Genomic DNA, 21909 nt, shown 5'->3' on the forward strand with positions numbered 1-21909 from the left:
CGCATCTTTGAAGTTAACCGGCTCTTAGCCGGAAAACTCCAAGATTGAAAAACTCCCCCAACGGACATCGCCGAGCGAAACGAGCGTGCGCCGCGCAAGCGAAACGCGCGCGACGTTCTTGAGATGCTTTCTTTCTGCGAAGTCTTACGGGGCTGTTTTCATCATGGACATTCATCGGCCGGAGACGACACCGGTGCCCGGCGCCGTTGCGCCCGGTAGCGCCGGTCCGCGCGGCAATGAGCCGCCGACACAGTTCGTCTCCTTCGCGATCGGCGACGACCAGTACGGCGTCGACATCATGTCGGTGCGCGAGATCAGGGGCTGGGCCGAGATCACCCATCTGCCCAAGCAGCCGGAGTATGTGCGCGGCGTCCTGAACCTCCGCGGCGCGATCGTGCCGATCATCGACCTGCGCTGCCGGTTCGGGCAGGGGCTGACCGAGACCACTCCGCTGCACATCGTCATCATCGTCCAGATCGGTGGCCGGCAAGTTGGATTGATCGGCGACCGCGTGCTCGACATTGTTTCGGTCGAGGCCGGTCAGATCCAGCCGGTGCCGGGCACCGCGCAAGGCGCGAGCGCTGACTTCCTTGCCGGTCTCGTCACCATAGACACCACCATGATCGCGCTGATCGACCTGCCGCATCTGCTGACTCCTGCGTCGGATGAGCGGGACAACGACCACCATCAACTCCACCCGGCCGCGCACGGCGCAGCGGCCTGACATCCGCCAAGGAGATAGCAATGCTTCTGTTTGGAAAGTCCTCGACCGACGCTGCGGGCGTGCTCGCGGCGATCGACCGATCGCAGGCTGTAATTGAATTCATGCCGGATGGCACCATCGTCAAGGCCAACGCCAATTTTCTCGGCGCGGTCGGCTATACGCTCGAGGAAATCGCCGGCAAACATCACCGGATGTTCGTCGCCGCGAACGAGCGGGAAACTCCGGCTTACAAGGCGTTCTGGGACAGGCTCGGCAGCGGCGAGTTCGACGCCGGCAAGTACAAGCGGTTCGGCAAGGGCGGCAGGGAAATCTGGATCGAGGCGAGCTACAATCCGGTGCTCGACAGCAAGGGCCGCGTCGTCAAGGTCGTCAAGTTCGCGACCGATATCACCGCCCAGCAGCTCACGAATTCCGATCGCGCCGGGCAGATCGCCGCCATCGGCAAGGCGCAGGCGGTGATCGAGTTCGACCTGTCCGGCAACATCCTCGATGCGAACGAGAATTTCCTCGGTGCGCTCGGTTACATGCGCGAGGAAATCGTCGGCAGACATCATTCGATGTTCGTCGATGCGGCCGAGAAGGCCAGCCCCGCCTACAAGGCGTTCTGGGACAAGCTCGGCCGTGGCGAGTTCGACGCCAGGCAGTACCGCCGCATCGCCAAGGGCGGCCGGGAAATCTGGATTCAGGCGAGCTACAACCCGATCCTCGACGCCAGCGGCAAGCCGTTCAAGGTCGTGAAGTTCGCCACCGACATCACCGCCGACAAACTCAGGACCGCGGACTTCGAGGGGCAGCTCGCCGCCATCGGCAAGGCGATGGCGGTGATCGAGTTCGAACTCGACGGCCGTATCCGCATCGCCAACGAGAATTTTCTGAAGACGCTCGGCTATACGCTCGATGAGGTGCGCGGTCAGCATCATCGCATCTTCGTCGATGCCGCGACCCGCGAGTCGTCGGATTACCGGCTGTTCTGGGAAAAGCTCGCCCGCGGCGAATACGACTCGGGCCAGTACAAGCGTATCGGCAAGGCCGGCAACGAAATCTGGATCCAGGCGAGCTACAACCCCATCCTCGATATGAACGGCAAGCCGTTCAAGGTCGTGAAATACGCCACCGACATCACCGCGCAGGTGATGGCGAGCCGCGCGATGCAGCAGGCGGTGGAGCAGGTGCAGGCCGCGGTCGGCGCCGCCAAGGACAACGACCTGACGGTGCGCGTGCCGCTCGAAGGCAAGACCGGCGACATCGCGACGCTGTGCGCCGGCGTCAACGGATTGATCGATACGATCGCAGACGTGATCGCGCAGATCAAACAGGTCGCCCGCGAAGTATCGAACGCCTCGTCCGAGATTTCGGCGGCGACGACCGATCTGTCGCAGCGCACCGAGGAGCAGGCGGCCTCGCTCGAGGAAACCTCCGCCTCGATGGAAGAGATCGCGGCGACCGTGAAGAAGAACGCCGAGAACGCGCAGGCGGCCAACCAGTCGGCGTCCGGCACCCGTGACGTCGCGGATCGCGGCGGCCAGGTGGTCGCAAAGGCGGTCGACGCGATGGCGAAGATCGAGGAGTCCTCGCGGAAAATCTCTGACATCATCGGCGTGATCGACGAGATCGCCCGGCAGACCAATCTGCTGGCGCTCAACGCGGCGGTCGAGGCGGCGCGCGCCGGCGACGCCGGGCGCGGCTTCGCGGTGGTCGCGTCCGAGGTGCGCAGTCTTGCGCAGCGCTCCTCGCAGGCGGCGAAGGACATCAAGGACCTGATCGTCAGCTCCGGCGGGCAGGTGAAGGACGGCGTCGAACTGGTCAACAAGGCGGGCGCGGCGCTTTCGGAGATCGTGACCTCGATCCGCAGCGTGGCCGACGTGGTTGCCGACATCGCCAATGCCTCGGCCGAGCAGGCCGGCGGCATCGAGCAGGTCAACAAGGCGCTGGCCCAGATGGATGAGGTGACGCAGCAGAACTCGGCGCTGGTCGAGGAGAACGCGGCCACCGCCAAGACGCTGGAAGGGCAGGCCGCGGCGATGAACCAGCGTGTCTCGCTGTTCCGGCTCGACGAGGCGGACGCGCCGCCGACCGTTCCGGCGGCGGATGCCGACGCCACGGCCGGCCGCGCCGCTGCCAAGCCTGTCGCGGCGAAGCCCGCCGCCAGGATGCCCGCGGCGTCAGCGCGTCCTGCGAGCCCTGCGCGGCGGATTCAGGCGAACCTCGCAACCGCGCTGAAGACCGATCCGGACTGGGAAGAGTTCTAGGCGCACGCGCAGCCGTCCATCGCCAGCGACGAAACGGCGGAGCATCGCTCCGCCGTTCTGCTTTCTGATTCGAACCGGCAAAAAACGAATCACGAAACACAGGCGTTGCTTTGACTCTGCTGCCCGGAATTTTGAGTTGATGAGTCCGCAGTCATTGTACTCGCCTATCGACGAAGCATTGCTCCTGCCTATTGCTGATCATTCAATCTGACTATCGCGAGGTTGCGTCGCTGCTGTCCGTGCACTTCCGATAAGCTGCAAACCGTTGTCTCGCTGCGGAGACGAACGACTGTATCGATTGCATTTGACTATAGGCATCGACGTTGCACGGTACGCAGCCATTGCAAGTCGCAATTGATGTTGTTCATTCCGTGCATCGAACGCGCACGCGTGAGCGCGCATCGATCCATATTCTTAATCGATTTTATTAAACTATCTGAAACTCGATGCGACTACGTTGCATGCGTTGTCGTGCTGTTGCGTCAGTCGCGTGCGTTTGCGTCCTTCTCCATCTCACTCCGGTGCAATGCCGGGCCGGCCATAGCCGGATTTTGGAAGGCTGCACGCCAGACAGCATCATGATCGGCTCATCTCAGGACAACGTCGAGTCGCAACTCGAGAACGGTCAATGGAGCGGCGATGCGCGTGCCGCCGCCGGCATCCAGTTCGTTTCGTTCTCCATCGGCGACGACCAGTACGGCGTCGACATCATGTCGGTGCGCGAGATCAGGGGCTGGGCCGAGATCACGCATCTGCCGAAGCAGCCCGACTATGTGCGCGGCGTCCTCAACCTGCGCGGCGCGATCGTTCCGATCGTGGACCTGCGCTGCCGCTTCGGGCAGGGGCTGACCGAGACGACGCCGCTGCACATCGTCATCATCGTGCAGATCGGCGGCCGGCAAGTTGGATTGATCGGCGACCGCGTGCTCGACATCGTGTCGGTCGAGACGAGCCAGATCCAGCCGGTGCCGCGCACCACGCAGGGCGCGAGCGCCGACTTCCTTGCCGGTCTCGTCACCATCGACACCACCATGATCGCGCTGATCGATCTCAACAACCTCGTACCGTCGGCGGTCGCCAATGCGGCGTGATCGGGCAGGCGCGGGTCCTGGCGTGTCGTCAGAACGAATTCCGGCCAGCGCAACGGCGATGCGAAGCGCATCCGCGATTGCGCAAGACCGCAAGTGCTGTGAGTGCGAGTGGCAGAAAAAGCCGCCGTTGCGACAAAAGGCCCATGGGGCGCGTCAGGCTAGTCGAATCCTCTGAACCAGCATCGGTTCAAACCAACGAGAAAGATCATGGCATTCCTGTCGCGCTTCCGTATCCTCACCAAACTGATTGCCGTCGTCGTGGTCCTGTCGGCGATTTCCGGCGTCATCACCTGGCTCGGTGTTTCCTCGCTCAAATCGCTCAGCGATGCGACCGACCATATGGAGCTGGTCGCTTCGCAATCGACGATGGCGCAACGCCTGTCAGTGGCGCTGCTTGCCGTCAACCGGGCGGAATTCCAGGTTTCGACCGATCCGCGGCCGGAGTCGCGCGCCGCCGCGAAAAAGATCGTGGACGAGGAAAGCAAGAAATTCATCGATAGGCTGGAGTGGTTCAAGAAGAAGGCGAAGCGTCAGGTCATCAAGGATGAACTGACGAAAGTCGAGAACGACTGGATCGCCTACCAGAAGGGCGTCGTCAGCACGTTCCAGGCGGCTGAGGCGGTCACCGATTTCAAGATGACCGAGCAGATGGACCGGCTGCGCCGGGAAGCGCACAAAAGCGCCGAAGTCGCCAACAAGGTTCGTGTCAATCTCAGCGATCTCGCCACGCGCTTCGACAAGGAAGTGTCGGCGGTCTCCGATGACGCGACCAGCGAATATCAGTTCGTGTCGCGGCTGATGATGATCGCCGCGGCGATCGGCATCGCTTTCGGCCTCATCATGGGCTTCACGATCGGCCAGTTCGGCATCGCCAAGCCGATGCGGGCGCTGGTCGCGCTGCTGCAGCGCATGGCCAAGGGCGAGGAGGTCGAGATCACCGGCACCGAACGCGCCGACGAGATCGGCGAGACCGGCCGCGCCGTCAACGAGATCAAGGTCATGCTGGCGGAGAAGGCGCGCGCCGAGGCGGAAGCCAAGGCTGAGCAGGACCGCAAGGCGATGGCCGACAAGGCCGAGCGCGACCGGATCGCGGCGGAAGAGAAGGCGGCGGCCGACAAGCGTGCCGCCGAGGAGCGCGCCGCCGCCGAGGCCAAGGTCATGGCCGAACTCGACGCCGCGGTCGGCGGCATCGTCAACTCGGCAATGTCCGGCGACTTCAGCCAGCGCGTCGCGCTCGAGGGCAAGCAGGGCGTCATCCGCAATCTCGCGGAGTCGATGAACAAGCTCTGCGAGACCATGGGCCTTGCGATGGACGACCTCGTCGCCATGCTTGGCGCGCTCTCCGATGGCGACCTGACCAAGCGCATCACCGCCGAATATCAGGGCACCTTCGGCGCGCTGAAGGACAGCGCCAATACGACGGCGGAAAAGCTCGCGCAGACGGTCGCCGAGATCAAGAAATCGGCGCGGGAGGTCACCAATGCCGCCGCCGAGATCACCACCTCGACCACCGACCTGTCGCAGCGCACCGAGGAGCAGGCGGCCTCGCTGGAAGAAACCTCCGCCTCGATGGAAGAGATTTCAGCGACGGTGAAGAAGAACGCCGAGAACGCGCAGACCGCCAACCAGACGGCGGGCGGCACCCGCGAGATCGCAGATCGTGGCGGTCAGGTGGTGGCGCAGGCGGTCGATGCGATGGCGCGGATCGAGGAGTCCTCGCGCAAGATCTCCGACATCATCGGCGTGATCGACGAGATCGCCCGGCAGACCAACCTGCTGGCGCTCAACGCGGCGGTCGAAGCCGCCCGCGCCGGCGATGCCGGCCGCGGCTTCGCGGTGGTGGCCTCCGAGGTGCGTTCGCTGGCGCAGCGGTCCTCGCAGGCCGCGAAAGACATCAAGGATCTCATCATCTCCTCCGGCGGCCAGGTCAAGGACGGTGTTGAACTCGTCAACCGCGCCGGCACCGCGCTGTCGGACATCGTCGAGTCGATCAAGAAGGTCGCCGACGGCGTCGCCGACATTGCCAATGCCTCGGCCGAGCAGGCCGGCGGCATCGAGCAGGTCAACAAGGCGCTCACGCAAATGGACGAGGTGACGCAGCAGAACTCGGCGCTGGTCGAGGAAAACGCCGCGACCGCCAAGACGCTCGAGAGCCAGGCCAAGGCGATGAACGAGCGCGTCTCGGTGTTCCGTCTGAACGAACACGATGCGCCGTCGCTTGTGCCGGCCGCCGACGCCGACAGGACGGCGGAGAAGACGGCGGGCGCGGCGAAGCCGTCGGCGCGGCCCGCAAGTCCGGCGCGCCGGATGCAGGCGAACCTCGCGACCGCATTGAAGACCGATCCCGACTGGGAGGAGTTCTGAGATTTCAGTTCTGGCGCTTCGGTTTGGCTGCTGAAGCGTCGGTTGTGGGCGAAACGGCGGGGCAACACCCCGCCGTTTTGTTTTCGGCTGCGACGAAAACCTCTATCGCGGGGCGATGGCGCGGGTCGCGATGTAAAGGCAGACGGCGGCGGCGTTGGAGACGTTGAGGCTCGTGATCGCGCCCGGCACCTCGATGCGCGCGACGTGGTCGCAGGTCTCGCGCGTGAGCTGCCGCAATCCCTTGCCTTCGGCGCCGAGCACCAGCGCGAGCGGCGCGCGCAACGTCAGGTCGGCAATGTCCTTGTTGCCGTCGCTGTCGAGGCCGACCAGCATGAAGCCGCGCTGGCGCAATTCCTCCATCGCGCGCGCGAGGTTCTGCACGTTGACGAACGGCACATGCTCGAGCGCGCCGGATGCCGCCTTCGCCAGCGCGCCGGTCGCGTCCGGGCTATGGCGCTGCGTCGTCACGATCGCGGCGGCGTTGAACGCGGCCGCCGAACGGAAGATCGCCCCGACATTGTGCGGGTCGGTGATCTGGTCGAGCACCAGCACGACGCCGGACGCGGCGAGGTGTTCGATCGCCGGGGAGGGCAGCGCGTCGGCTTCGAGATAGAGTCCCTGGTGGACGGCGTCCGGCAGCAGGCGTTCGGCGATCGCCGAGGGCCGCACGATCTCCGGCTTGATCGCCGGCGTGATGCCGTCCTCGGTGAGCCGGTGCGCGGCGTTCTCGGTGACCAGCAGCTTGCGCAGCCGGCGCGCCGGGTTTTGCAGCGCCGCCGCGACCGTGTGCCAGCCATACAGGACGGTGGGGCCGTCGGCGGCATCGGGCCGCAGGCTGTCGCGGCGCGCGCGTTCGAAGCGCTCGCGGCGTTCGGTCTGCTCGCGCGTTGCGCCGGGCTTTGCGCCGGGGTGCGGCCGGTTGCGGGGCGGTTTTGTGGGCATCGATGCCTGGCACAGAGCAGAATGGTGGGAGAGGTAGGACTCGAACCTACGAAGGCATAGCCAGCGGATTTACAGTCCGCCCCCTTTGCCGCTCGGGACACTCTCCCTTCACGCCGCGTGACGCCGGTCCGGAAACAGGACATTTGGTCGTCAAGCCAACGGGATGCGGCGCTTTATGGGGAGCCGGGCAGGCCAAGTCAACGTCAACGCGATGGAGAGTGTCCTTCGGGCGAGTTTGAGGTGAACTTTGAGGCTGTTCTGCCGGAAACGGATTAGGCAAGGCCGGTTCCAACTCCATTTCAGGAATTTCTGTTGCCGCCATCGGGCCGATGTTGCGAAGCGGCGCTGGCGGCCTTATTCCCTGAAATCACGGCGCGGGTGTAGCTCAATGGTAGAGCAACAGCCTTCCAAGCTGATGACGAGGGTTCGATTCCCTTCACCCGCTCCAGTCTTCCCGCGATTTCCGATGGTGACGTGGCTCGCCGCAGCCGATATAGAAGCGCCGGCCGCTTAGGAGTGTAGCTCAATGGCTAGAGCACCGGTCTCCAAAACCGGGGGTTGCAGGTTCGAGTCCTGCCACTCCTGCCAGCGGAAAGCCCTGATTTAACTGTCTTTCTGCGCTCTCGGCTTGACGGGAGGCGGGCGGGACAGTACTTAAGCGCCACGTTCGCGGCCCGCTCGGCGGATTTCCGCGGCGTCTTAATCTCCCAAAAAGGGCCCGCATCGTCGGTCTCAATCGGTAAGGTTGGGAACGGCGAAACCTGTTTGGTTCGACAGTCGGTTTGGATCGGTCATGGCGAAAGTGTCACCGTTCAAGTTTCTGCAGGAAGTGCGCGAGGAGACCGCCAAGGTCACTTGGCCGACCCGCAAGGAGACCATGATCACCACCGCGATGGTGTTCGTGATGGTCGCCGTTGCGTCGATCTTCTTTCTGCTGGCGGATCAGATCATCCGCATCGTTGTGACGTTCGTGCTCGGCGTCGCGGGCTGACGGGTTTCAAGGGAACGATACAGAGACGGACATGAACGATACGGCAGTCACCACCAAACCGAAGCGTTGGTATATCGTTCACGCTTATTCGAATTTCGAGAACAAGGTCGCGGAGTCGATCCGCGATCAGGCCAAGCAGCGCGGCCTTTCCGAACTCATCGACGAAGTCCTGGTGCCGAAAGAGAAGGTCACCGAGGCGCGCCGCGGCCGCAAGGTCGAGACCGAGCGCAAGTTCTTCCCCGGCTACGTGCTGGTGAAGATGGACCTCACCGACGACGTCTATCACCTCATCAAGAACACGCCGAAGGTCACCGGCTTTCTCGGCTCCGACAAGAAGCCGATGCCGATCTCGGAATCCGAGGCCCAGCATATTCTTCAGCAGGTGCAGGAGGGCGTCGACCGGCCGAAGCCGTCGATCTCCTTCGACATCGGCGAGCAGGTGCGCGTGGCCGACGGCCCGTTCGCCTCGTTCAACGGCGTCGTCGAGGAAGTCGACGAGGCGCGCTCGCGCGTGAAGGTCGCGGTGTCGATCTTCGGCCGCGCCACGCCGGTCGAACTGGAATTCGGCCAGGTCGAGAAGTTGTAAATTGTAGGGTTTATAGGGTTTCTCGCGCCTCATGACGGGGCGCGGGGATGAAGGGTGGAAGGTGAGGCGGCCGCCAGCCGTCGAGATCCGAACCACCAAGTCAGGGCCGGGATGATCCGGCTCGCGATGGAGATAGAGAGATGGCAAAGAAGATTACAGGTTTCCTGAAATTGCAGGTGCCCGCGGGCGCCGCCAACCCGTCGCCGCCAATCGGCCCGGCGCTGGGCCAGCGGGGTCTCAACATCATGGAGTTCTGCAAGGCGTTCAACGCGCAGACGCAGAAGCTCGAGAAGAACGCGCCGATCCCGGTGACGATCACGATCTATCAGGATCGTTCCTTCACCTTCGAACTGAAGACGCCGCCGGTGTCGCACTTCCTCAAGAAGGCGGCGAACCTGCAGAGCGGTTCGAAGAATCCCGGCCGCGACAAGGCTGGCAAGGTCACCAGGAAGCAGGTCCGCGAGATCGCCGAACAGAAGATGAAGGATCTGAACGCCAACGACGTCGAAGCGGCGATGAAGATGATCGAAGGCTCCGCCCGTTCGATGGGCCTCGAGGTGGTGGAGTAACGGTCATGGCAAATCTCGGAAAACGCACCAAGTCGATCCGCGAAGGCGTCGACGCGAGCAAGGCCTATTCGATCGAAGAGGCCGTCAAGATGGTCAAGGCGCGCGCCAAGGCCAAGTTCGACGAGACGATCGAGATCGCGATGAATCTCGGCATCGATCCGACCCATGCCGACCAGATGGTCCGTGGCGTCGTCACGCTGCCGAACGGCTCCGGCCGCACGCTGCGCGTCGGCGTGTTCGCGCGCGGCGCCAAGGCTGAGGAAGCCAAGGCCGCGGGCGCCGATGTCGTCGGCGCGGAAGATCTCGTCGAGAAGGTCCAGGGCGGCCAGATCGACTTCGATCGCTGCATCGCCACCCCGGACATGATGCCGCTGGTCGGCCGTCTCGGTAAGGTGCTCGGCCCGCGCGGCATCATGCCGAACCCGAAGGTCGGCACCGTGACGATGGATGTCGCCGGCGCGGTCAAGGGCGCCAAGGGCGGCTCGGTCGAGTTCCGCGCCGAAAAGGCCGGCATCGTCCAGGCCGGCGTCGGCAAGGCCTCGTTCTCGGAAGACAAGCTGGTCGAGAACATCAAGGCTTTCGCGGATGCCGTGCAGAAGGCCAAACCGCCGGGCGCCAAGGGCCACTACATCAACCGCGTCGCGGTGTCCTCGACGATGGGGCCGGGCGTGAAGGTGGATACCGGCTCGCTGTTCGGCACCGGCGCCGCCAACTGACACTGAATTCCCGGCCTAACGGCCTTGCCAGGGTTTCCTCGGGAAATGGGTTTTCCTTGAGAAAATCCTTGGCAAAGCCGGCCGGGAGGGCTAGATAGGCCCTACAGGGCGTGCCGGCCCATTTGTCGGCACGTCTTTTCGCGCTCCAAAAACAGGTGGTGTATCAGGCTCTTAATTCCCTTTTGGATCATTCGTCTGAGGGGAAGGGACTGATGACTGCTGTGGCTGGAATGCGAGGCTGGACCGGGCAACCGGACTGGCCAACCTGTCCGAGACTGCCGGTGCCGAGGCGTGAGCCGAGGCTTGAACCCGATCCCCGCGCCTTGCGTCAGCAAGGTCGGGCATGAAAACCGGGGCCAGCACAGACGGGGCTGACGACCGAGACTGGCTCATGCCGGAGACGGCAAGGGTCCTATTGGTTCGAACCTCGATGATCCGCGCGGCCGCAAGGTCCGTTCGGAGGGCAGGCTCTGAGCGAAACGCCGTCCTGCCCCGGTTCGCGAGAAGCGATGCGGGATGGCTGGTTGAAACCGGCGGCTCCCGCGAATGAGCGGCGAACCGCCAAACCGAAAGAGCTTGGCAAGTGGAACGAGCGGCTAAGCAGGACGCCATCAACGAGCTGAACGGGGTTTTCAAATCCTCGGCGGTCGTCGTCGTGGCGCACTACAGCGGTCTCACCGTGGCCCAGATGTCGACGCTGCGTCAGCAGATGCGGGCAGTCGGGGCCAAGGTGAAGGTCGCGAAAAACCGTCTCGCCAAAATTGCTCTGAAGGATACGGACGTGGCTTCTCTTGAGTCCCTGCTCAAGGGACCGACCGTGCTCGCCTATTCGGGCGACCCGGTGGCCGCGCCCAAGGTCGCCATCGACTTCGCCAAGGCGAACGAACAGTTCGTCATCCTTGGCGGTGCGATGGGCAAGACCGCGCTCGACCCGAACGGCGTCAAGTCGCTCGCGTCGCTGCCGTCGCTTGATGAACTGCGTGCGAAGATCGTCGGCCTCGTTCAGGCCCCGGCGACCAAGATCGCGCAGCTTGCCAATGCGCCGGCCGCGAAGGTCGCCCGCGTGGTTTCGGCCTATGCCTCCAAAGACGCTGCGGCGTGACGCCAACATCAACTGGTTCGAACCAATAGGACTTAAAGGGTAGTAAAATGGCTGACCTTCAGAAGATCGTCGACGACCTCTCGAGCCTCACCGTCCTCGAGGCGGCTGAGCTTGCGAAGATGCTCGAAGAGAAGTGGGGCGTGTCCGCCGCGGCTGCGGTGGCTGTCGCCGCTGCTCCGGGCGCCGGCGGCGGCGCTGCCGCTGCGGAAGAAAAGACCGAGTTCACCGTTGTCCTGGCCTCGGCCGGCGACAAGAAGATCGAGGTCATCAAGGAAGTCCGTGCGCTCACCGGCCTCGGCCTCAAGGAGGCCAAGGACCTGGTCGAGGGCGCGCCCAAGACCGTCAAGGAAGGCGCCAACAAGGAAGAGGCCGACAAGATCAAGGCCACTCTCGAGAAGGTCGGCGCCAAGGTTGAGCTTAAGTAAGAGCGACCTACATATAGGGAACCCCGGGCGCTGGGCGCCCGGGGCTTCCGCCCCGATATCCCGTGTTTTGGCCTGAAAAGGCTCCGCGGGGGCCTTTTGGACAAGAAGGCCAAGAAATTGTGAAGAGTGCGGCGGTTCGGATCGGCGTCCGAATCACATAAGAGAGCCGGATATTACCGGCGACAGAATTCTAGAGATGAGGGCATGGCGACGCTTGTCCTGATGGCCACGATGGATTGTGGCTGTGCGGAGAGGCGCCACGTTGCCCGGTGATCCTGCGGCCCAAGGCTCGCGGGAATCGAGGCTTCGAATCGAGAGAGGAACGATGGCGCAGACGTTTACCGGTCGCAAGCGCGTTCGGAAGTTTTTCGGAAAAATCCAGGAAGTCGCGGAGATGCCGAACCTCATCGAGGTTCAGAAGGCATCTTATGACCAGTTTCTGCTGGTGACGCCGCCGGAAGGCGGCCGCCCCGACGAGGGCCTGCAGGCGGTCTTCAAATCGGTGTTCCCGATTTCGGACTTCTCCGGCTCTTCGATGCTCGAATTCGTGAAGTACGAATTCGAACCGCCGAAATACGACGTCGACGAGTGCCGCCAGCGCGGCATGACCTTCGCTGCGCCGCTCAAGGTGACGCTGCGCCTCATCGTGTTCGATGTCGATGAAGAGACGGGCGCGAAGTCGGTCAAGGACATCAAGGAGCAGGATGTCTACATGGGCGACATTCCGCTCATGACCAACAACGGCACCTTCATCGTCAACGGCACCGAGCGCGTCATCGTCTCGCAGATGCACCGTTCGCCCGGCGTGTTCTTCGATCACGACAAGGGCAAGACGCATTCCTCGGGCAAGCTCCTGTTCGCCGCCCGCATCATTCCGTATCGCGGTTCGTGGCTCGACATCGAGTTCGACGCCAAGGACATCGTCTATGCGCGCATCGACCGCCGCCGCAAGATTCCGGTGACGTCGCTCTTGTACGCGCTCGGCCTCGACGGCGAGACGATCCTCGCGACGTTCTACAAGCACATCAACTACAAGCGCGTGAAGGACGCTTGGCGCGTTCCCTTCGACGCCAACCGCCTCAAGGGCTACAAGGCGATCAACGACCTCGTCGACGCCGACACCGGCAAGGTGGTGGTCGAGGCCGGCAAGAAGCTCACCGTTCGTCAGGCCCGCCAGCTCCAGGAGAAGGGGCTCAAGGCGCTGCGCATGACCGACGAGGAACTGATCGGTCACTACATCGCGGAAGATCTCGTCAATCCGAAGACCGGCGAAATCTTCGTCGAGGCCGGCCAGGAGCTCGACGAGAAGAACCTCAAGGTTCTGATCGAGGCCGGCTACAAGGAACTGCCGCTGCTCGACATCGACCACGTCAATGTCGGTCCCTACATCCGCAACACGCTCTCGGTCGACAAGAACATGTCGCGCGAGGATGCGCTGTTCGACATCTACCGCGTCATGCGTCCGGGCGAGCCGCCGACGGTCGACACCGCCGAGGCGATGTTCCGTTCGCTGTTCTTCGATCCGGAGCGTTACGATCTTTCCGCGGTCGGCCGCGTCAAGATGAACATGCGCCTCGACCTCGACGCGCCCGACACCATGCGGGTGCTGCGCAAGGACGACATCATCTCCGTCATCCGCACGCTGGTCGATCTGCGTGACGGCAAGGGCGACATCGACGACATCGACCATCTCGGCAACCGCCGCGTCCGGTCGGTCGGCGAGCTGATGGAGAACCAGTACCGCATCGGCCTCCTGCGTATGGAGCGCGCGATCAAGGAGCGCATGTCGTCGGTCGATATCGACACCGTGATGCCGCAGGATCTGATCAACGCGAAGCCCGCGGCTGCCGCGGTGCGCGAGTTCTTCGGCTCCTCGCAGCTCTCGCAGTTCATGGACCAGACGAATCCGCTCAGCGAGATCACCCACAAGCGCCGCCTGTCGGCGCTTGGCCCGGGCGGTCTGACGCGCGAGCGCGCCGGCTTCGAGGTGCGCGACGTGCACCCGACGCATTACGGCCGTATCTGCCCGATCGAGACGCCGGAAGGCCCGAACATCGGCCTCATCAACTCGCTCGCGACCTATGCGCGGGTGAACAAGTACGGCTTCGTCGAGACGCCGTACCGCAAGGTGAAGGAAGGCCGCGTCACCGACGAGGTGCAGTACCTCTCGGCGATGGAGGAGAGCCGCTACACCGTCGCTCAGGCGAACGCCACGATCGACGCCAAGGGCCGCTTCACCGAAGAACTGGTCGTCTGCCGCCAGTCGGGCGACGTGCATCTCGTCCCGGCCGACAAGGTCGACTTCATGGACGTGTCGCCGAAGCAGCTCGTCTCGGTCGCCGCCGCGTTGATTCCGTTCCTCGAGAACGACGACGCGAACCGCGCGCTGATGGGCTCGAACATGCAGCGCCAGGCGGTGCCGCTGGTTCGCGCCGAGGCGCCGTTCGTCGGCACCGGCATGGAAGGCGTCGTCGCGCGTGACTCGGGCGCCGCCATCGGCGCGCGCCGCTCGGGCATCGTCGATCAGGTCGACGCCACCCGTATCGTCATCCGCGCCACGGAAGAAATGGACCCGACCAAGCCCGGCGTCGATATCTACCGGCTGATGAAGTACCAGCGCTCGAACCAGAACACCTGCATCAACCAGCGTCCGCTGGTGAAGGTGGGTGACCGGGTCAACAAGGGCGACATCATCGCGGACGGTCCCTCGACCGACCTCGGCGAGCTCGCGCTCGGCCGCAACGTGCTCGTCGCGTTCATGCCGTGGAACGGCTACAACTTCGAGGACTCGATCCTTCTCTCCGAACGCATCGTGAAGGACGACGTCTTCACCTCGATCCACATCGAGGAGTTCGAGGTGATGGCCCGCGACACCAAACTGGGTCCGGAAGAAATCACCCGCGACATCCCGAACGTCTCGGAAGAAGCGCTCAAGAACCTCGACGAAGCGGGCATCGTCTATATCGGCGCCGAGGTCCACGCCGGCGACATTCTCGTCGGCAAGATCACGCCGAAGGGCGAAAGCCCGATGACGCCGGAAGAAAAGCTTCTGCGCGCCATCTTCGGCGAGAAGGCCTCGGACGTGCGCGATACCTCGCTCCGCGTGCCCCCGGGTGTGCAGGGCACGGTCGTCGAAGTGCGCGTGTTCAACCGTCACGGCGTCGAGAAGGACGAGCGCGCGCTCGCCATCGAGCGCGAGGAGATCGAACGCCTGGCCAAGGACCGCGACGACGAGCAGGCGATCCTCGACCGCAACGTCTACGGCCGTCTGGCTGAAATGCTGGAAGGCCGCCAGGGCGTCGCGGGGCCGAAGGGCTTCAAGAAGGACTCCAAGATCACCCGTGCGGTGCTCGAGGAGTATCCGCGCTCGCAGTGGTGGCAGTTCGCTTCGCCGAACGACAAGCTGATGTCGGAGATCGAGGCGATCCGCAAACAGTACGACGAGTCCAAGAAGCTGCTCGAGCAGCGCTTCCTCGACAAGGTCGAGAAGCTGCAGCGCGGCGACGAACTCCCGCCCGGCGTGATGAAGATGGTCAAGGTCTTCGTCGCGGTGAAGCGCAAGATCCAGCCCGGCGACAAGATGGCCGGCCGTCACGGCAACAAGGGTGTCGTGTCGAAGATCGTGCCGGCGGAAGACATGCCGTTCATGGAAGACGGCACACCGGTCGACGTCGTGCTCAATCCGCTCGGCGTGCCGAGCCGCATGAACGTCGGTCAGATTCTCGAGACGCATCTTGGCTGGGCTTGCGCCGGCCTCGGTCTCAAGATCGGGCAAGCGGTCGACGCCTACAATGCGAAGCAGGATCCGAAGCTTCTGAAGGACATGCTCCGCAAGGTCTACGGCGACGAGGAGACCATCAAGTCGCTCAGCGAGGACGAGCTGGTCGAGCTCGGCGGCAATCTACGCCACGGCGTGCCGATTGCGACGCCGGTGTTCGACGGCGCCAAGGAAAGCGACATCGAAGAGATGTTGAACCTTGCCGGGATGAACCCGTCCGGTCAGTCCACCGTCTATGACGGGCGCACCGGCGATCCCTTCGATCGCAAGGTCACGGTCGGCTACATCTACATCCTGAAGCTGCACCATCTGGTGGACGACAAGATCCACGCCCGTTCGATCGGCCCGTACTCGCTGGTCACCCAGCAGCCGCTCGGCGGCAAGGCTCAGTTCGGCGGCCAGCGCTTCGGCGAAATGGAAGTGTGGGCGCTCGAGGCCTATGGCGCGGCTTACACGCTGCAGGAAATGCTGACGGTGAAGTCGGACGACGTCGCCGGCCGCACCAAGGTCTACGAGGCCATCGTGCGCGGCGACGATACGTTCGAAGCCGGCATTCCCGAAAGCTTCAACGTGCTGGTCAAGGAAATGCGCTCGCTCGGCCTCAACGTCGACCTGCACAATTCCAAGCAGCAGAAGTCCGGCGAAGCGACGCCGGAGGCGGCCGAGTGAATTGAGAGGGGAGCGACGGGTGCGCCGCTCCCACTGGGTGTCATCGTCCGCGAAGGCGGACGATCCAGTAACCCGCAGCGGCGGTGATTACTGGATGCCCCGCCTTCGCGGGGCATGACAGCGGAGAGAATATCGACCGTCGAGGCGGTCAAGGAGAATGCGAATGAACCAGGAAATCACCAATCTTTTCAGCCCGCAGGTTCCGGCCCAGGTCTTCGACCAGATCCGGATTTCCATCGCGAGCCCGGAAAAGATCCTGTCGTGGTCCTACGGCGAAATCAAAAAGCCGGAGACCATCAACTACCGCACCTTCAAGCCCGAGCGCGACGGCCTGTTCTGCGCGCGCATCTTCGGGCCGATCAAGGACTACGAGTGCCTGTGCGGCAAGTACAAGCGGATGAAGTACAAGGGCATCATCTGCGAAAAGTGTTCGGTCGAAGTGACGCTCTCCCGCGTGCGGCGCGAGCGCATGGGCCATATCGAGCTGGCCGCGCCCGTCGCGCACATCTGGTTCCTGAAGTCGCTGCCGAGCCGCATTGGTCTCTTGCTCGACATGACGCTGAAGGATCTCGAGCGCATCCTCTATTTCGAATACTACGTCGTGCTTGAGCCGGGCCTGACCCCGCTCAAGGACCGTCAGCTGCTGTCCGAGGAGGAATACCTCAAGGCGCAGGAGGAATACGGCGGCGACAGCTTCACCGCCACGATCGGCGCGGAAGCGATCCGCGAGATGCTCAAGGGCATCGACCTGCAGAAGCTGCAGGTCGATCTGCGCAACGAGATCGCGGAGACCGACAGCGACATCAAGAAGAAGAAGGCCGCCAAGCGCCTGAAGCTGATCGAGGCCTTCATCGCCTCCGGCAACCGTCCGGAGTGGATGATCCTGACCGTCGTTCCGGTGATCCCGCCGGATCTGCGTCCGCTCGTCCCGCTCGACGGCGGCCGCTTCGCGACGTCGGACCTCAACGACCTCTATCGCCGCGTCATCAACCGCAACAACCGCCTGAAGCGGCTGATCGAGCTGCGCGCGCCGGACATCATCATCCGCAACGAAAAGCGCATGCTTCAGGAAGCGGTCGATGCGCTGTTCGACAACGGCCGCCGCGGCCGCGTCATCACCGGCGCCAACAAGCGCCCGCTGAAGTCGCTCGCCGACATGCTCAAGGGCAAGCAGGGCCGGTTCCGCCAGAACCTGCTCGGCAAGCGCGTCGATTATTCGGGCCGTTCGGTGATCGTGGTCGGTCCAGAACTCAAGCTGCACCAGTGCGGCCTGCCGAAGAAGATGGCGCTCGAGCTGTTCAAGCCGTTCATCTATTCGCGGCTCGACGCCAAGGGCCTGTCCACCACCGTGAAGCAGGCGAAGAAGCTCGTCGAGAAGGAGAAGCCCGAGGTTTGGGACATCCTCGACGAGGTGATCCGCGAGCATCCGGTGTTGCTGAACCGCGCGCCGACGCTGCACCGTCTCGGCATTCAGGCCTTCGAGCCGGTGCTGATCGAGGGCAAGGCGATCCAGCTTCACCCGCTGGTCTGCGCCGCGTTCAACGCCGACTTCGACGGCGACCAGATGGCCGTGCACGTTCCGCTGTCGCTCGAGGCGCAGCTCGAAGCGCGCGTCCTGATGATGTCGACCAACAACATCCTGCATCCCGCGAACGGCTCGCCGATCATCGTGCCGTCGCAGGACATCGTGCTCGGCCTCTACTACCTCACGCAGATGCGCGAAGGTCAGCCGGGCGAGGGCAAGGTGTTCGCCGACATGGCGGAGATCGAGCATGCGCTGCACCAGAAGGCGGTGACGCTGCACACCAAGATCAAGTACCGCTGGGAAGGTCTCAACGAGGCGGGCGAGACGATCCGCAAGGTCTATGAGACCACGCCCGGCCGCGTGATGCTCGGCAACGTGCTGCCGAAGAACGCCAAGACCCCCTACGACGTCGTCAACAAGCTGATGACCAAGCGTGAAATCTCGGGGATGATCGATACGGTCTATCGCCACTGCGGCCAGAAGGAGACGGTGATTTTCTGCGATCGCATCATGGCGCTCGGCTTCTATCACGCGTTCAAGGCCGGCATCTCGTTCGGCAAGGACGACATGGTGGTGCCTGGCACGAAGTGGGGCATCGTCGACAAGACGCGCGAGCTCGCCAAGGAATTCGAGCAGCAGTACAACGACGGCCTCATCACCCAGGGCGAGAAGTACAACAAGGTGGTCGACGCCTGGTCGAAGTGCACCGAGGCCATCGCCGACGCGATGATGAAGGAGATTTCGTCGGTCAAGAAGGACAAGGCCGGTCGCGACGAGCAGATCAACTCGATCTACATGATGGCGCATTCCGGCGCGCGCGGTTCGCCCGCGCAGATGCGTCAGCTTGCCGGCATGCGCGGCCTGATGGCCAAGCCCGACGGCTCGATCATCGAGACGCCGATCATCTCGAACTTCAAGGAAGGCCTGTCGGTGATGGAGTACTTCAACTCCACGCACGGCGCCCGCAAGGGTCTGGCCGACACCGCCTTGAAGACCGCGAACTCGGGCTATCTGACCCGCCGCCTGGTCGACGTGGCGCAGGACTGCATCATCACGCAGTTCGATTGCGGCACATCGGCCGGCATCAAGGTCCGCGCCATCATCGACGCCGGCACGGTCGTTGCCTCGCTCGCGACGCGTATCCTCGGCCGCACCACGGCCGAAGACGTGCGTGACCCGAACAGCAACAAGATCGTGATGAAGAAGGGCACGCTCTTGGGCGAGCCCGAGGTCGACGCGATCGTGCAGGCCGGCGTGCAGGAGCTGAAGATCCGCTCCGTGCTGACCTGCGAACTGACCAACGGCGTCTGCGGCGCCTGCTACGGGCGCGATCTCGCCCGCGGCACTCCGGTCAACATCGGCGAGGCGGTCGGCGTCATCGCCGCCCAGTCGATCGGCGAGCCGGGCACGCAGCTCACCATGCGCACGTTCCACATCGGCGGCGCGGCGCAGATCTCCGAGCAGTCCTTCATCGAGTCGAATTTCGACGGCACGGTGAAGTTCAAGGCCAAGGGCATCGCCACCAATTCGGACAAGGACGTCGTCGTCATGGTCCGCAACATGGTGGTTTCGGTGCTCGATCCGGACGGCACCGAGCGGGCGCATCACCGCGTCCCGTACGGCGCGCGGCTGAAGGTTGCCGACGGCGAGAAGATCAAGCGCGGCCAGCGCATCGCCGAGTGGGATCCCTACACCCGTCCGATCCTCACCGAGGCCGAGGGCATTGTCGGCTTCGAGGATCTGGTCGACGGCATCTCGATGTCGGAATCGCTCGACGAGTCGACCGGCATCGGCAAGCGCGTGGTTATCGACTGGCGCACGGGCTCGTCCCGTAACCAGGCGGACCTGCGCCCGTCGATCGTCATCAAGTCGAAGGACGGCAAGGTGCTCAAGCTCAGCCGTGGCGGCGACGCGCGCTATCTGCTCGCGGTCGACGCCATTATCTCGGTCGAGCCGGGCTCAACGATCCAGGCGGGCGACGTCATCGCGCGTATCCCGACGGAAAGCGCCAAGACGCGCGACATCACCGGCGGTCTGCCGCGGGTGGCGGAGCTGTTCGAGGCGCGTCGTCCGAAGGAGTCCGCCGTCATCGCCGAGATCGGCGGCACGGTGCGGTTCGGCAAGGACTACAAGAACAAGCGCCGCATCAGCATTGAGCCGGCCGACAAGGGCGAGGAGCCGCGCGAGTACCTCGTTCCGAAGGGCAAGCACATCCATCTTCAGGATGGCGACGTCATCGAGAAGGGCGACTACATCGTCGACGGCAATCCGGCGCCGCACGACATCCTGGCGATCAAGGGCGTGGAGGAACTTGCGTCCTACCTCACCAACGAGATCCAGGAGGTCTACCGGCTGCAGGGCGTGCAGATCAACGACAAGCACATCGAGGTGATCGTTCGCCAGATGCTGCAGAAGATCGAGGTCGACGACGCCGGCGAGACCGAGTTGCTGCAGGGCGAGCAGATGGATCGCATCGAGTTCGATGAGATCAATGCCAAGGCGGTCGAGGAGGGCAAGAAGCCGGCGACGGCGCATCCGGTCCTGCTCGGCATCACCAAGGCCTCGCTGCAGACCCGCTCGTTCATCTCGGCGGCGTCCTTCCAGGAGACCACGCGCGTCCTCACCGAAGCCGCTGTCAACGGCAAGGCGGACTCGCTCGAGGGTCTCAAGGAGAACGTCATCGTCGGCCGCCTGATCCCGGCGGGCACCGGCGCCATGATGAACCAACTCCGCGAGGTGGCGACCAAGCGCGACAGCCTCATCCTCGAGGAACGCGCCAAGGAAGCCGCCAAGGTCGCGGCCCAGGCGGCCGAGAAGGCCGCGGCCGAGCAGCCGCCGGCCGTCGAGGCCGAGACCCCGGCGCTGCCGCCGGCCGAGTAAGGCTCCGGTCCAACGACATGCGGAAAGGCCGCTCCAAAATGGGGCGGCCTTTTTGCTTATCGCGTCATGGGATTTTATGGCGGGCCATGGCAAAAAGTGCCATTTGCAATCCTAAGAAACTAATTTTTAATCTCATATCGAGTTTGCATATGGTTGAGGAAAAAGATGTCGGAGTTCTTCAGAAGATTTTCTTCCGTAATTAAATCAGCCGATGAAAGCGAGATACGCAGTGATCCGATGCTGCAAGGAAAGCTTCGAATTGATCAAAGTGGCAACGTTGTAATCTCATATTCTCCATTTGAGCATATCGAGCGTTCCGCGAAGATTGCCATTGTTGGCATCACACCTGGAGCCCAGCAGGCGAGCAATGCTTTGGCCGAAGCGCGCCGTCATTTGCTTGGCGGAAAGTCTGACGATGAGGTGCTGAGACTCGCAAAAACTCATGCGTCGTTTTCCGGCCCAATGCGAACAAATTTGATTGAGATGCTCGACTATGTCGGACTTAATAGATCAATCGGTGTTGCGTCGACGGGTACGCTTTGGGCGGAAAATAACGATCTGGTGCATTTTACCTCAGCGCTTCGATATCCAGTTTTTGTGAACGGCAAAAATTACAGCGGTCAACCGTCAATAGCTGCTGTCCAGATTTTGCGAGAGCTGGTTGAGGTATGTCTTTGTGAGGAGACTGTGGCGCTGCCGACGGCAGTTTGGATACCGCTTGGACCTGTCGCTACGACCGCATTGGAGCATTTGGTCGGGAAAGGTTGTTTGGTAAGTGAGCGTGTTATCGCAGGGCTGCCTCATCCGAGCGGAGCCAACGCAGAACGGATTGCTTATTTCGTAGGACGCAAGGCTCGCGAAAATCTGTCACCTAAGACAAATGCCCAGACATTAGACCTTGCGCGAACTCAAATCCTCGACCAAGTTGCGCGTTTGGGTTGCATTTGATCTGGCTGCTCGCTCCAGCTTCTTAGAAAGCTAGATTGTTGACCATGAGGACTAGCGGCCGTTTGCCATGATTCCCGAAGCGGCCGGGCCGGCCGCCGGGACCTGCCGGAAACCCGCGATTTTCGGGGCTTTTCGCGCTTGACACCCCGCCCAACCGCCGATACATACGCCTCACTTTTCGGCAGGCGGTGAGCGTCGCTTGTTCGGAACGGCCGCCCGGTGGCCTGATATTCTCAATAATATTAATAAGTTACCGGCGCATTGTCCTCGACGAAAGACGCTCAGACGCTGCCGCTGACACCCGATTGTCAGAGTCAAAGTGACGGCCGCAGGGCGGGCGAACGCCCGGT

At 63.2% G+C, this 21909-nt stretch carries 14 protein-coding genes and 3 tRNA genes; 15 read left to right on the top strand and 2 right to left on the bottom strand.

Annotated features, from left to right (window positions below; genetic code table 11):
• Positions 1-163 precede the first annotated feature (163 nt).
• The 4 genes from AB7F10_RS03975 (at position 164) to AB7F10_RS03990 (ending at position 6428) form a co-directional block, all read left to right on the top strand.
• Positions 164-724: a chemotaxis protein CheW gene (locus AB7F10_RS03975; protein WP_428557570.1), complete on the top strand. Its 561-nt coding sequence runs from the start codon at positions 164-166 to the stop codon at positions 722-724.
• A 20-nt stretch (positions 725-744) separates the two neighbouring features.
• Positions 745-2973, top strand: a complete 2229-nt coding sequence (locus AB7F10_RS03980) for a methyl-accepting chemotaxis protein (RefSeq protein WP_428557569.1) — start codon at positions 745-747, stop codon at positions 2971-2973.
• A gap of 578 nt (positions 2974-3551) precedes the next feature.
• On the top strand, positions 3552-4064 hold the full coding sequence (locus AB7F10_RS03985) for a chemotaxis protein CheW (protein WP_428557568.1): 513 nt from the start codon (positions 3552-3554) through the stop codon (positions 4062-4064).
• A gap of 207 nt (positions 4065-4271) precedes the next feature.
• Positions 4272-6428, top strand: coding sequence for a methyl-accepting chemotaxis protein (locus AB7F10_RS03990; protein WP_428557567.1), 2157 nt, complete (start codon positions 4272-4274; stop codon positions 6426-6428).
• Between the two features lie 102 nt (positions 6429-6530).
• On the opposite strand, the gene rlmB is transcribed toward AB7F10_RS03990, so the two are convergent.
• Entirely contained in the window at positions 6531-7370 is an 840-nt protein-coding gene (gene rlmB / locus AB7F10_RS03995; RefSeq protein ID WP_428557566.1) for a 23S rRNA (guanosine(2251)-2'-O)-methyltransferase RlmB, read from the bottom strand.
• Between the two features lie 22 nt (positions 7371-7392).
• Positions 7393-7477, bottom strand: a tRNA-Tyr gene (locus tag AB7F10_RS04000).
• A 267-nt stretch (positions 7478-7744) separates the two neighbouring features.
• Between AB7F10_RS04000 and AB7F10_RS04005 the strand changes: the two genes are divergently transcribed.
• The 11 genes from AB7F10_RS04005 (at position 7745) to AB7F10_RS04055 (ending at position 21559) form a co-directional block, all read left to right on the top strand.
• A tRNA-Gly gene (locus AB7F10_RS04005) sits at positions 7745-7818 on the top strand.
• 64 nt (positions 7819-7882) lie between these two features.
• Positions 7883-7958: transfer RNA gene (locus AB7F10_RS04010), tRNA-Trp, on the top strand.
• Between the two features lie 205 nt (positions 7959-8163).
• Positions 8164-8361, top strand: a complete 198-nt coding sequence (gene secE / locus AB7F10_RS04015) for a preprotein translocase subunit SecE (protein ID WP_428557565.1) — start codon at positions 8164-8166, stop codon at positions 8359-8361.
• 31 nt (positions 8362-8392) lie between these two features.
• Entirely contained in the window at positions 8393-8947 is a 555-nt protein-coding gene (nusG, locus tag AB7F10_RS04020) for a transcription termination/antitermination protein NusG (protein ID WP_428557564.1), read from the top strand.
• Positions 8948-9087: 140 nt separating this feature from the next.
• Complete coding sequence (gene rplK, locus AB7F10_RS04025) at positions 9088-9516, top strand: 50S ribosomal protein L11 (protein ID WP_428557563.1); 429 nt, start codon at positions 9088-9090, stop codon at positions 9514-9516.
• Between the two features lie 5 nt (positions 9517-9521).
• Positions 9522-10232 carry a 50S ribosomal protein L1 gene (gene rplA, locus AB7F10_RS04030; RefSeq protein WP_428557562.1) on the top strand — a complete coding sequence of 237 codons (711 nt, stop codon included), beginning with the start codon at positions 9522-9524 and terminating at the stop codon, positions 10230-10232.
• Positions 10233-10815: 583 nt separating this feature from the next.
• On the top strand, positions 10816-11334 hold the full coding sequence (rplJ, locus tag AB7F10_RS04035; RefSeq protein ID WP_428557561.1) for a 50S ribosomal protein L10: 519 nt from the start codon (positions 10816-10818) through the stop codon (positions 11332-11334).
• Between the two features lie 47 nt (positions 11335-11381).
• Positions 11382-11759 carry a 50S ribosomal protein L7/L12 gene (gene rplL / locus AB7F10_RS04040; protein WP_428557560.1) on the top strand — a complete coding sequence of 126 codons (378 nt, stop codon included), beginning with the start codon at positions 11382-11384 and terminating at the stop codon, positions 11757-11759.
• A gap of 325 nt (positions 11760-12084) precedes the next feature.
• On the top strand, positions 12085-16206 hold the full coding sequence (gene rpoB / locus AB7F10_RS04045; RefSeq protein ID WP_428557559.1) for a DNA-directed RNA polymerase subunit beta: 4122 nt from the start codon (positions 12085-12087) through the stop codon (positions 16204-16206).
• A gap of 163 nt (positions 16207-16369) precedes the next feature.
• Positions 16370-20611 carry a DNA-directed RNA polymerase subunit beta' gene (gene rpoC, locus AB7F10_RS04050; protein WP_428557558.1) on the top strand — a complete coding sequence of 1414 codons (4242 nt, stop codon included), beginning with the start codon at positions 16370-16372 and terminating at the stop codon, positions 20609-20611.
• A 165-nt stretch (positions 20612-20776) separates the two neighbouring features.
• A complete protein-coding gene (locus AB7F10_RS04055; RefSeq protein ID WP_428557557.1) occupies positions 20777-21559 on the top strand; it encodes a hypothetical protein in 783 nt (260 codons plus the stop codon).
• The last annotated feature ends 350 nt before the right edge of the window (positions 21560-21909 follow it).

The organism is Pseudolabrys sp. (assembly GCF_050250095.1).
GTDB lineage: Bacteria > Pseudomonadota > Alphaproteobacteria > Rhizobiales > Xanthobacteraceae > Pseudolabrys.

Bases quoted from the DNA above. Each gene is read 5' to 3' on its own strand.
- AB7F10_RS03975 (WP_428557570.1), top strand. From the start codon at position 164: ATGGACATTCATCGGCCGGAGACGACACCGGTGCCCGGCGCCGTTGCG.
- AB7F10_RS03980 (WP_428557569.1), top strand. From the start codon at position 745: ATGCTTCTGTTTGGAAAGTCCTCGACCGACGCTGCGGGCGTGCTCGCG.
- AB7F10_RS03985 (WP_428557568.1), top strand. From the start codon at position 3,552: ATGATCGGCTCATCTCAGGACAACGTCGAGTCGCAACTCGAGAACGGT.
- AB7F10_RS03990 (WP_428557567.1), top strand. From the start codon at position 4,272: ATGGCATTCCTGTCGCGCTTCCGTATCCTCACCAAACTGATTGCCGTC.
- rlmB (WP_428557566.1), bottom strand. From the start codon at position 7,370: ATGCCCACAAAACCGCCCCGCAACCGGCCGCACCCCGGCGCAAAGCCC.
- secE (WP_428557565.1), top strand. From the start codon at position 8,164: ATGGCGAAAGTGTCACCGTTCAAGTTTCTGCAGGAAGTGCGCGAGGAG.
- nusG (WP_428557564.1), top strand. From the start codon at position 8,393: ATGAACGATACGGCAGTCACCACCAAACCGAAGCGTTGGTATATCGTT.
- rplK (WP_428557563.1), top strand. From the start codon at position 9,088: ATGGCAAAGAAGATTACAGGTTTCCTGAAATTGCAGGTGCCCGCGGGC.
- rplA (WP_428557562.1), top strand. From the start codon at position 9,522: ATGGCAAATCTCGGAAAACGCACCAAGTCGATCCGCGAAGGCGTCGAC.
- rplL (WP_428557560.1), top strand. From the start codon at position 11,382: ATGGCTGACCTTCAGAAGATCGTCGACGACCTCTCGAGCCTCACCGTC.
- rpoB (WP_428557559.1), top strand. From the start codon at position 12,085: ATGGCGCAGACGTTTACCGGTCGCAAGCGCGTTCGGAAGTTTTTCGGA.
- rpoC (WP_428557558.1), top strand. From the start codon at position 16,370: ATGAACCAGGAAATCACCAATCTTTTCAGCCCGCAGGTTCCGGCCCAG.
- AB7F10_RS04055 (WP_428557557.1), top strand. From the start codon at position 20,777: ATGTCGGAGTTCTTCAGAAGATTTTCTTCCGTAATTAAATCAGCCGAT.